The organism is Pseudomonas sp. NFR09 (assembly GCF_900111535.1).
GTDB classification, from domain to species: Bacteria; Pseudomonadota; Gammaproteobacteria; order Pseudomonadales; family Pseudomonadaceae; genus Aquipseudomonas; species Aquipseudomonas extremorientalis.
In genome coordinates this window covers 108,650-119,594 of the sequence record NZ_FOIH01000012.1, presented here as the reverse complement: position 1 = coordinate 119,594, position 10,945 = coordinate 108,650, and the positions used below count along the sequence as shown (strand labels likewise).

Annotated in this window: 7 protein-coding genes; 5 read left to right on the top strand and 2 right to left on the bottom strand. The window is 62.0% G+C overall.

The annotated features are described in order from the left end of the window. Positions 1 to 156: 156 nt before the first annotated feature. Complete coding sequence (locus tag BMX59_RS24660) at positions 157 to 1,776, bottom strand: pyoverdine maturation tyrosinase PvdP (protein WP_093126791.1); 1,620 nt, start codon at positions 1,774 to 1,776, stop codon at positions 157 to 159. 142 nt (positions 1,777 to 1,918) lie between these two features. Between BMX59_RS24660 and pvdM the strand changes: the two genes are divergently transcribed. The 3 genes from pvdM to BMX59_RS24645 are packed head-to-tail and all read left to right on the top strand — an operon-like array spanning position 1,919 to position 5,453. Then, positions 1,919 to 3,268, top strand: coding sequence for a pyoverdine-tailoring dipeptidase-like protein PvdM (gene pvdM, locus BMX59_RS24655; RefSeq protein ID WP_093126787.1), 1,350 nt, complete (start codon positions 1,919 to 1,921; stop codon positions 3,266 to 3,268). Positions 3,269 to 3,286: 18 nt separating this feature from the next. Then, a complete protein-coding gene (locus tag BMX59_RS24650; RefSeq protein WP_093126783.1) occupies positions 3,287 to 4,558 on the top strand; it encodes a pyoverdine-tailoring periplasmic protein PvdN in 1,272 nt (423 codons plus the stop codon). Between the two features lie 34 nt (positions 4,559 to 4,592). Continuing rightward, positions 4,593 to 5,453 (top strand): dihydropyoverdine dehydrogenase, encoded by an 861-nt coding sequence (locus BMX59_RS24645; RefSeq protein WP_093126779.1) that lies wholly within the window; start codon positions 4,593 to 4,595, stop codon positions 5,451 to 5,453. 107 nt (positions 5,454 to 5,560) lie between these two features. Here the strand turns inward: BMX59_RS24645 and BMX59_RS24640 are convergent, their stop codons facing one another. After that, the gene (locus BMX59_RS24640; protein WP_058427531.1) at positions 5,561 to 6,391 is read right to left on the bottom strand and encodes a formyl transferase; all 831 of its coding nucleotides are present in this window, start codon (positions 6,389 to 6,391) and stop codon (positions 5,561 to 5,563) included. A 202-nt stretch (positions 6,392 to 6,593) separates the two neighbouring features. Between BMX59_RS24640 and BMX59_RS24635 the strand changes: the two genes are divergently transcribed. Both BMX59_RS24635 and BMX59_RS24630 read left to right on the top strand, forming a co-directional pair. Continuing rightward, entirely contained in the window at positions 6,594 to 8,246 is a 1,653-nt protein-coding gene (locus BMX59_RS24635; protein WP_092245732.1) for a cyclic peptide export ABC transporter, read from the top strand. A gap of 110 nt (positions 8,247 to 8,356) precedes the next feature. Next, positions 8,357 to 10,792 carry a TonB-dependent siderophore receptor gene (locus tag BMX59_RS24630; protein ID WP_093126774.1) on the top strand — a complete coding sequence of 812 codons (2,436 nt, stop codon included), beginning with the start codon at positions 8,357 to 8,359 and terminating at the stop codon, positions 10,790 to 10,792. Positions 10,793 to 10,945 lie beyond the last annotated feature (153 nt).

Genomic DNA, 10,945 nt, shown 5'->3' with positions numbered 1-10,945 from the left:
AAGCGGCCCTAATCCGGCCACCTCGTTTTACCTGAAAGAACACAGCGGTCTTGATGGGGCCGCTTCGCGCCCCAACGCAGGGCAAGCCTGCTCGCCACAGCAAGCCTGCTCACCACAACAGCCCCATTCACCACAGCAAGCCTGCTCACTACAGGTTCAGGCAAGTTTCAGGTGACGGGCATACCACGGTCGTCTCGGCACCCGCTTGAACAGCCCCTGCAGCATATTCTCGTCTTCACCGAAAGTGATGCGCAACGCCAGCTTCATGGTCTCCGGATCCATCTCCATCGAACGCCCCATCTGCAACCCCGGCGTGGTGCTGCAGCCATGGGTATCCGGGCCCAGCCAGGGATCGCCGACTTCCACCCAGCGGCCCGGCGCGAACCAGGCTACGCCGTTGACTTCCATGCGGCGGACTTCCCCTGGATTGAAACGCTCATGGGCGCGAAACCAGTCTTCGATGCGGTCGTCGATCCAGCCGTGGAAGTGCCAGAACACCGGGTTGACGTGGGAGGAAAACGGATCGCCGAGGAAATCGTTTTCCGCCGCGTACCAGCGCGCAGCAAAGTCGGAGGGGTCACGGGCCATGGGCACCGGCGCACCGTTGGACGGGTCGCGGGGCACCGAGGCCCAGCGCATGTGCAGCCAGTCGTGCAGGCCCAGCTCCATTTCGGAACCGAGCTGCCCCAGGGTGAATCTGGCCAGGTAGCGTGGGTCGCGGTACTGCGACTCCCACACCTGGAAGTTGCTGTGGTAGGTCTCAGCGCTCTTGATGTCGCTGACCCACTGGGTGTAGTCGCTGTCGTCCGGCGCCGACCAGGTCGGCGGCAGCGCAAAGCCGTCGTGGTTGTCGAAATAGCGCAGAAAGCCCAGGCGATCACGCTCCAGGGCCGGTTGCGGCTCGGGGAATTGCGGCCATGAGGGCAGGTCCTGCATGGAGCGCGCGGTGCCGAGCATGTGGCGGTGCATGAAGAAGAAATCGATGCCCGAGCCGTTGCGGTCCTTGCGCTTGCCCCGGGCGTCGCGTTCCTGGCCCCGTGGCCCGGGTTGCCAGCCGATGCCGCGCAGGGCGTCGCGCTTTTCTTCGGAGAGTTTGTGCCACTGGTCACGGGTAGCGTGCCACAGTTGGTGGAACAGACGGTGTTCGGGGGAAATCAGCCAGGCCAGCAGGGTCGGGTTGAGGCCGATGCGTTGCCGCGCCTCGGGGAACCACTGTTTGCGGGCGATGAAGCGGTTATCGCGCTCGACCAGCGCCAATGGCCGAGCAAGGTCAAGGATCTGCCCGCTGAGCGTGCTGCTGCCGGCATTGGCAAAATCCGCCCAGACCTCGTCAAGGGTCATCTTGAATTCATAGGCCGGGGCGCCGTCAATCGAGTCGCGGTCGATCAGGCGCCAGTAGAGCACGGCGCTCTCGCCTGTCAGCAGATCACCCAGCACGCGGTAACGCGGCTCGCCCTCGGCGCGCAGGTTGCCAGCGGTGTCCAGGTACCCTCGCAAGCCACGTCCACGCGGGGCGATGTCGAGCAGCAGCTCCAGACCTTCCAACGGCAGGCCCTTGAGGCCGGCGTCGCGGCCCTCCAGGCGCAGGCTCCACACCCCACGCAATGTGTTCGCCAGGTGCTGGCCGGCGGTGTCGGCCAGGTCCACCGTGGCTTCGCCGGGAGTGATGGGCAATTCTTCTTCGCGCGTCAACTCGCGATGGGCATAGAAGGCGGCCGGCACAGCGGCGCCGGTCAGCGCCAGGCCTGCGATGAACCCACGTCGAGAGATGGTCATTGTCTACCTTAGGAAACGGCTTTATCAGAGCTAGAACGTTTGCACGCCGGGGAAATTTACCGGCGCGCCCTGCCCGCCTAAATTTCCCCGCCCATCACTCGTTCCTCCCTGATAGCGAAGGCCTCAACTGACTGAGATGGCAATGACAAAACCACGTTCGAAAAAGGCGCTGTATATCGGCTTGCCGTTGGCACTGGCCATCGGTGCCGGGGCCGGTTTCCTGGTCTGGGATCACTGGTTCAAGGGCAATGCCGGTTACCCGCTGGAGGTGATCAAGCAGGCCAATGAAATGCAGGACCGGCTGTTGTCGTTCGACAGCCATATCACCGTGCCCATCGATTTCGGCACCGCCGGCAACGAGGCGGACAAGGACGGCAGCGGCCAGTTCGACCTGGCCAAGGCGGCACGCGGGCGCCTGTCCGGTGCGGCACTGACGATTTTCGGCTGGCCGGAAATCTGGAACGGCCCCAACGCCCCGCACAAGCCCACCGATGGTTTTGTCGAAGCCGCGCGCAACGAGCAGGAAGTGCGCTACAAGATCATCAGCGGCATGGTACGCGACTACCCCAACCAGGTCGCCATCGCCTACACCCCGGATGATTTCCGGCGCCTGCATGGCGAAGGCAAGTTCGCGATCTTCATCAGCATGCTCAACGCCTACCCGCTGGGCAACGACCTGAACCTGCTGGACCTGTGGGCGGCGCGCGGCATGCGCATGTTCGGCTTCAGCTATGTGGGCAACAACGCCTGGTCGGACTCGTCGCGCCCGCTGCCGTTTTTCAATGACTCCACCGACGCCCTCGACGGCTTGTCGGACATCGGCAAACAAGCGGTGCACCGCCTCAATGACCTGGGGGTGATCATCGATGTATCGCAGATGTCGACCAAGGCCCTGGAGCAGGTCGCGCAGTTGAGCCGCACACCGATGGTGGCGTCCCACTCGGCACCGCGTGCATCGGTGGATATCCCGCGCAACCTGAGCGACAAAGAGCTGCAACTGATCAAGCAGAGTGGCGGCGTGGTGCAGATCGTGGGCTTCTCCGCTTATCTGCGCCCGTTGAGCCAGCCGACCCAGGACAAGCTCAACGTCCTGCGTGCGCGCTTCGACCTGCCGCCCCTGCCCAACCTGGCCGTGGCCTTGATGCCGGGCGACGCAATCATCGCCGCCTGGCCGGAACACAAGTTCGGCGAGTACGCCAGCGCGCTGTACGGCATCCTCGATGAAGAACCCAAGGCCACCCTCAAGGACCTGGGCGACGCCATCGACTACACCGTGCGCAAGATCGGCATCGACCATGTCGGCCTCGCCTCCGACTTCAACGATGGCGGCGGCGTGCAGGGCTGGAACAACGTCGGTGAAATCCGCAACGTCACCGCCGAACTGATCCAGCGCGGTTACTCCGAAGCCGATATCGCCAAGCTGTGGGGCGGCAACTTCCTGCGAGTGTGGGACCAGGTACAAAAAGCCGCCAAGCCGTTGGCCAACCGTTAATCATCCAGAAGCCAGTCCATGACCGACCGCCGTACGTTCCTCAAGCAGGCCGGGGTATTTGCCGCCAGCCTGCCACTGGGCGCCGCCCTGCTGCCCCACGCCATCGCCGCCCCTGCATCGAATGACCCATGGACGGGTTTCAAGCAACTGTTCAACCAGGACCCGGACTACCTGCACTTTTCCAACTTCCTGGTGGCCACGCACCCCAAGCCGGTACGCGAAGCCATCGAGCGCTATCGCGCACAGATCGACCGCAACCCAGGCCTGGCCATGGACTGGGGCCTACAGGAAACCTGGAAGCGTGAAGGCCAGGTACGCGAGTGGGCCGGCCGCTACCTGAAGGCCACGCCGGCGCAGATCGCCCTCACCGGCAGCACCTCCGAAGGGCTGGCGATGATTTATGGCGGGATCAAGGTGCGACCCGACCAGGAGATCCTCACCACCGTCCACGAACACTACGCCACCGAGTTCAGCCTGGACTTCCGGGTGCGCAAGGAGCAGACCCGGGTCCGCAAGATTCGCTTGTTTGAAAACGCCAATCGCGTGTCCGTCGACGAGGTGCTGGGCAATATCCAACGCAATATCCGCCCCAACACCCGCGTGCTCGGCATGACCTGGGTGCAGTCCGGCAGCGGCGTGAAACTGCCCATCGGCGAGATCGGCAAGCTGGTGGAAGAACACAACCGCAACCGAGACGACAGGGACCGCATGCTCTATGTGGTGGACGGTGTGCACGGTTTCGGCGTGGAAAACCTCGACTTCCCGGACATGCACTGCGACTTTTTCATCGCCGGCACCCACAAGTGGATGTTCGGCCCGCGAGGCACCGGACTGGTGTGCGCCCGCGACCCGCAAAACCAGTACGTGACCCCGATGGTGCCGACCTTCTCCGAAGACCAGGACTTCGCCACCACCATGACCCCGGGCGGCTTTCACGCCTTCGAGCATCGCTGGGCGGCGGATGAGGCCTTCAAGCTGCATCTGCAACTGGGCAAGGCGCAGGTGCAGGCGCGCATCCACGCCCTGAACAGTGAACTGAAAGACCACCTGCTGGCGCACCCGCGTATCGAGTTGGTCACCCCGCGCAGCCCCGAACTGTCGGCCGGCTTCACCTTCTTCCGGGTCAAGGGCCAGGACAGCGATGCCGTGGCCGACTACATGATGAAAAACCGCGTGGTGATCGACGCGGTGGACCGTGATGTCGGCCCGGTGATCCGCACCTCGCCCGGCCTGCTTAATTCCTCCGATGAGATCCAGCGCTTCATGACGCTGCTGGGCCAACGGGTGTAACGCACAGTTTTTCCACTTTGAATGAGAGGACCCCATGAACAAACCCCTCACGGCACTGGCACTCACCGCCCTGTGCGGCGCCTTGCTGCCCAACCTGGCCCAGGCCGCCACGCCGCAACCTGGCAAAGTGTTCAAGGACTGCAAGGACTGCCCGGAGATGGTGGTGCTGCCGGCTGGCACCTTTACCATGGGCACCCCCGAGGATGAAGTCGGTCGCGAGCCGGATGAAGGCCCGATGCACGAGGTGACCTTCGCCAAGCCGTTCGCCATGAGCCGCTTCCACATCACCGCCGGCGAGTGGGACAGCTATATCCGCCAGACCGGCGTGAAGATCGCCGACGGCGATACCCGCCCCGGCCGCGAATGCATCGCCAGCAAGCCGCGCTACCCCCAGGGCCCGCGCCAGCCGGCAGTGTGCATGGACATGGACGATATCAAGCAGTACGTGGCCTGGCTGTCGAAGAAAACCGGCCAGCAGTACCACATGGTCAGCGAAGCCCAACGTGAATACGCCGCGCGCGCCGGCTCCACCGGACCGTTCCCCTTCCCGTTCGATGAGGGCAAGGGCTACAGCATCGCCAAGCACGCCAACACCTATGGTCCGGCCGATGGCTACAGCTATTCATCGCCGGTGGGCAGCTACCCGCCGAATGCCTTCGGCATGTACGACATGCATGGCAACGTCTACGAGCGCGTGGCCGACTGCGAACACCCCAACTACATCGGCGCGCCCACCGACGGCAGTGCGTGGATGGAGCCGAACTGCGAGGGCTACATGATTCGCGGCAATGACTGGGGCGAGGCGCCGGTGTTTTCGCGCTCGGGCAACCGCAACACCATCTACCCGCAGACGCGGGGGGATTGGATTGGGTTTCGCGTGGTGCGCGACCTCTAACCGCACTGGAAATCCATTTGTGGGAGGGGGCTTGCCCCCGATGGCGGTGTATCAGTCACTACCGCCATCGGGGCAAGCCCCCTCCCACATGTTTATCCGTGCCTGCTTTAGGTTGCCTTCTGCGCCAACAACGCCAACCCTTCATGCAACGCCGGGAACAGGCTGTTGTTGAAGTTGTTCCAGCGCAACTCAAGGATGGTGTCGTCCGGCGCGATCTCGGTCTTGAGCACGTCGTGGAACACTTCACCCGAATCTATGCCGTTGTCCACGTAGTGGAACGAGGCACCGGTGAGGTACAGCGGCTCGGATGGCGTGGTGGCCTTGGTCGCCCAATCCGTGACCGTCAGCCCCCGTGCGCCGTACAGCGCGTTCCAGGTGGCATAGGCGCCACGGCGCTCGTACGGCGATTCGATGCGGGTAATGCCGGGATGGATGTTCATGATGCGGCCGGCAAACGGCGCGCCAGGGCGCACCAGTTCATCCAGGATCACCAGCAGGCCGTCGAGCACCACGATGTCCGCCTTCAATTCCACCAGCGTGTCGTGCAGGCGACGCTCGAAGTCCTGCTTGCCGGCAATGTGTTCTGCGCTGCCCCGTGGCAAGCGCCGGTAGGTGGACGGCACACTCAGCAGCAGGTCATTGACCAGCCGCCCCTGCACGCGCAGGTCGGCCGGGTACAGCCATTGGCGGCCCGGCTGGTAGGCAAAGCCGTAGTCGCGGACGAGTTGCTGGTCACGCGGATTCTGCTCGTCATCGTCGTACACCACGCCCACCAGGTTGTAGGCCTCGCCCAGCGGCGTGTCGTTCAGCGCCCCTGCCAGGGATTCCAGCACCGACATCATGTAGCGTTCGTGGTCCTTGTAGGCCACTGGCTGCCCGGCCTTGTCGGCGGCGGCATTGCGCAGTGACCACACGTACACCAGATTCCTTTTCGTCATTGTTTCGCTCTCGCTGGATAGATCAGGCACGCGCCAAAACGCGTGCGGCTACTCCACAAGAACGAACCAGGCCCCGCCTAATTTATCCATCCGCGCGCCACCGCCGGGCGCGCCGCGCTAAATAGTCGCGCCAATCTTTCGTTTGTCATGGGTAAGGGTCTGTGTGCCCAGCCCCCTCTTGTTCACTTTCCGGGAAGTATTTATGACCGACCCCAAGCGCGGCGCCTTCAAAGGTTTGCTCGCATTGCTCAGGCCTTTTCGCACCATCGTGACCGTCTCCGTCGCCCTGGGCATGGCCGGCGGCCTGGCCATCACGTTGTTGCTGGCGACGATCAATAATGCCCTGCACTCGCCACAAGGCATGACCCAGGGCGTGATCCTGACTTTTGCAGCCTTGTGCGTGCTGGCGCTGGTCAGCTCGATCATTTCCGACATCGGCACCAACTACGTCGGCCAACGGATCATTGCAGCCCTGCGCAAAGAGCTGGGTGAAAAGGTGCTGTCGGCGCCCATCGGGCAAATCGAGCGCTACCGCTCCCACCGACTGATCCCGGTGCTTACCCACGATGTCGACACCATCAGCGACTTCTCCTTCGCGTTCACGCCCTTGGCCATTGCCGCCACGGTGACGCTGGGCTGCCTGGGCTACCTGGCGTACCTGTCGGTGCCGATGTTCCTGATGATGGTCGTCGCCATCGTGATTGGCAGCGCCGTGCAGTTCATCGCCGGCGGCAAAGGTATCCAAGGCTTCGACCTCGCACGCAGCCATGAAGACGAATTGCAGCGTTATTACAACGCCATCGCGTCCGGCGCCAAGGAACTGCGCATGCATCGGCCACGGCGCTTTCGCATGAACACCCACCGTATCCAGGAAACGGCGGACCGCATCAGCGATATTCAGGTGCGTTCGGTCAACATCTACATCCTCGCCAAGACCTTCGGCTCAATGCTGTTCTTCGTGGTCATCGGCTTGGCCCTGGCGATGCAGGCCTATAACCCGAACCCGGACCCGACCGTGATTACCGGTTTCGTGCTGGTGCTGTTGTACATGAAAGGCCCGCTGGAACACCTGCTGGGTTACCTGCCCGTGGTGGGCAAGGCGAAGATTGCCTTCGGGCGTATCAGCGAGTTGTCGGAGCGCTTCTCCTCTCCTGAACCGCACCTGCTGATGGATGACAGCGAGGCGCCGACACCGATCGTCAACAGCCTTGAGCTGCGAAACGTAAGCTACAGCCCTCCGGCCGTGGAAGGCAGCGAGCCGTTTCACCTGGGGCTGATCAACCTGAGCATTGCCCAAGGCGACATCGTATTTATCGTCGGCGAAAACGGCAGTGGCAAGACCACGCTGATCAAATTGCTGCTGGGGCTCTACCCGCCGCAGTCCGGCGAAATCCTGCTCAACGGCGAGGCCGTGACCGACCCCGAGCGCGATGACTATCGCCAATTGTTCACCACGGTATTCGCCGACTACTACCTGTTCGACGACCTGGTCCAGGGCAGCGCCACCCAGTCACTGGACAGCGCCACTAAATACCTGGAACGCCTGGAGATCGCGCACAAGGTCAGCGTCAAGGACGGTGTGTTCAGCACCACCGACCTGTCCACCGGCCAGCGCAAGCGCCTGGCACTGGTCAACGCCTGGCTGGAAGAACGCCCGGTGCTGGTGTTCGACGAATGGGCCGCCGACCAGGACCCGGCCTTCCGCCGGATTTTCTATACCGAGCTGCTGCCGGACCTCAAGCGCCTGGGCAAAACCATCATCGTGATCAGCCATGACGACCGCTATTTCCACATCGCCGATCAGCTGGTACGGCTGCGCGCCGGCCAGGTAGTGCATGAAATGGAGCCTGCATGAAATTTTCTTTTCCGGTTTTCCGAGGTAGGAACGTCTCACTAGTGGTAATGAGAACTAACCTCAACAAATATCAGAATTTGCCCACTTAAAACATAGAAGAGAAACCATCCATGTCAGCACGACTCGGTCTCAGCCCACTGAGCAAAGCGCTAACCAGGGCCCTGAACATCAACCTCCTGCCGAGCGCGCTTACCCTGGCGGTATCGCTGCCGGTTGCCGGCTATGTGCAGGCACAGGAGATCGAGTTGGATATTCCAGCACAGGCACTGGGGAGTGCACTGCAGGAATTCGGCCGCCAGGCCAACCTGCAGGTGCTGTACAGCCCGACCGACGTGGCGGGAAAAAACAGCACGGCGATCAAAGGTAAACTGGATCCGCAGCTGGCGATCAACACCTTGCTGGCAGGCACTTCGACCACTCACAGCCTCAGTGGCAACGCGCTGACCGTTACCGCCGCCGGCGCGTCCGCCGGGCTGGAGTTGAGTCCGACCCAAGTGACCGGCAACGTGCTGGGCAACATCACCGAGGGCTCCGGCTCCTACACGCCGGGCACCATTGCCACGGCCACGCGGCTGACCCTGACCCCGCGGGAAACCCCGCAGTCGATCACGGTGATTACCCGCCAACATATCGAGGACTTCGGCCTCAACAACGTCGATGACGTGATGCGCCACACGCCTGGCATCACCGTATCGGCCTATGACACCGACCGTACCAACTATTACTCGCGTGGGTTCTCGGTCAACAGTTTCCAGTACGACGGTATTCCGTCCACCGTGCGCAACGTCGGCTACTCGGCCGGGAATACCCTCAGCGACATGGCGATCTATGACCGCGTCGAAGTGCTCAAGGGTGCCACCGGCCTGCTCAACGGCGCCGGCTCCCTGGGCGCGACCATCAACTTGATCCGCAAGAAGCCGACGTCGGAGTTCAAGGGCCATGTGCAACTGGGCGCCGGCTCCTGGGACAACTATCGCAGCGAAGTGGATGTGAGCGGCCCGTTAACCGACAGCGGTAATGTCCGGGGCCGTGCAGTGGCGGCGTACCAGGACAAAAAATCCTTCATGGACCACTACTCGCGCAAGACCGAAACCTACTACGGCATTACCGAGTTCGACCTGTCCCCCGACACCATGTTGACCGTCGGCTTCGACTATCAGGACAATATTCCGAAAGGCTCCAGCTGGTCCGGTTCGTTCCCGTTGGTCAACTCCAACGGCAGCATCAACAAGATGCCACGCTCCTACAACAACGGCGCCACCTGGAGCTCCTGGGAACAGAACACCCGCACCGCCTTTGCCATGCTTGAGCATGATATGGGTGACGGCTGGGTCACCAAATTCCAGCTCGACCACAAGATCAACAGCTACCATGCCGACCTCGGTTCGATCCAGTTTGTCCAGCCGGCAGCCGATGGCACCGCCGAGGTCAACGGTCAGAAATACACCGGCGAAACCAAAAGCACCTCCGCCGACCTCTACGCCACCGGGCCTTTCAGCCTGTTTGGCCGCGAACATGAACTGGTGGTGGGCGGCTCGATCGGCACGTCGCGCTGGCAAGGCAAGGGGTACTGGGCGCCGGAATGGCCAGGCGGCAACAAAGTCGATTTCTATAACTGGAATGGCCACATTGCCAAGCCGATCTACGGCCCTGTCCAGCAATACATCGACGATACCATCCGCCAGACCGGCTACTACGTGACCACACGCTTGAACGTGATGGATGACCTGCACGTCATCCTCGGTGGGCGCGTCGCCAACTACCACGTCACCGGTATCAACCCTTCCTACAAGGAAACCGGCCGGTTCGTGCCGTATGCCGGCGTGATCTACGACCTGAACGACAATCTCTCGGTGTACACCAGCTACACCGATATCTTCCAACCCCAGGAAAGCACGTACAAAGACCGCAACCAGACGTTGCTGGAACCAGACGAAGGCCAAAACTACGAGCTGGGCCTGAAGGGCGAGTTTCTCGACGGTCGCTTGAACACCAGCATTGCCTACTTCGAAGTGCATGAAGACAACCGTGCCATCCCGGACGATGCCTATAACAACCAGACTCCTTCCCCGCAAAACTATGCGTTCAAGAGCTCCAAGGCCGTCACCAAGGGTTACGAAGCAGAAATCTCAGGTGAGCTGGCGCCCGGCTGGCAAGTACAAGGCGGTTACACCCACAAGATCGTGCGGGACGCAGACGACAAGAAGATCTCCACCTTCGAACCTGAGCACCAGGTCAACCTGAACACCACTTACAAACTCAAGGGCGACCTCGACAAGTTCACCATCGGTGGCGGCCTGCGCTGGCAGAGCAAGGGTTGGAATGAAATCTACAACTCGCAGCTCAACACCAACCAGGACATCACCCAGGAGTCCTATTGGCTGGTGGACTTGATGACCCGCTACCAGGTCACCAAGAACCTCTCGGCGACTGTCAATTTCAACAACATCTTCGACAAGTCCTACTACACCAACGTGGGCTTCTATAACTCGGCCGCTTATGGCGAGCCGCGCAACGTGATGTTCAGCACCCGCTGGGACTTCTGATGTGATGCCTTGATCGCCCTGGCGGCGATCAACCAAAAGCCCGATGGAAGCGCTGCTTTCATCGGGCTTTTTTGTGCCCCGCCCTCCCCTGTGGCGAGTCCCCTGTGGCGAGAGAGCTTGCCCCCTCGACACAGGTTCAGTGTTCATCACTTG

Excerpts from the sequence above, each read along its gene's own strand:
- BMX59_RS24660 (WP_093126791.1), bottom strand. The coding sequence starts at position 1,776 with ATGACCATCTCTCGACGTGGGTTCATCGCAGGCCTGGCGCTGACCGGC.
- pvdM (WP_093126787.1), top strand. The coding sequence starts at position 1,919 with ATGACAAAACCACGTTCGAAAAAGGCGCTGTATATCGGCTTGCCGTTG.
- BMX59_RS24650 (WP_093126783.1), top strand. The coding sequence starts at position 3,287 with ATGACCGACCGCCGTACGTTCCTCAAGCAGGCCGGGGTATTTGCCGCC.
- BMX59_RS24645 (WP_093126779.1), top strand. The coding sequence starts at position 4,593 with ATGAACAAACCCCTCACGGCACTGGCACTCACCGCCCTGTGCGGCGCC.
- BMX59_RS24640 (WP_058427531.1), bottom strand. The coding sequence starts at position 6,391 with ATGACGAAAAGGAATCTGGTGTACGTGTGGTCACTGCGCAATGCCGCC.
- BMX59_RS24635 (WP_092245732.1), top strand. The coding sequence starts at position 6,594 with ATGACCGACCCCAAGCGCGGCGCCTTCAAAGGTTTGCTCGCATTGCTC.
- BMX59_RS24630 (WP_093126774.1), top strand. The coding sequence starts at position 8,357 with ATGTCAGCACGACTCGGTCTCAGCCCACTGAGCAAAGCGCTAACCAGG.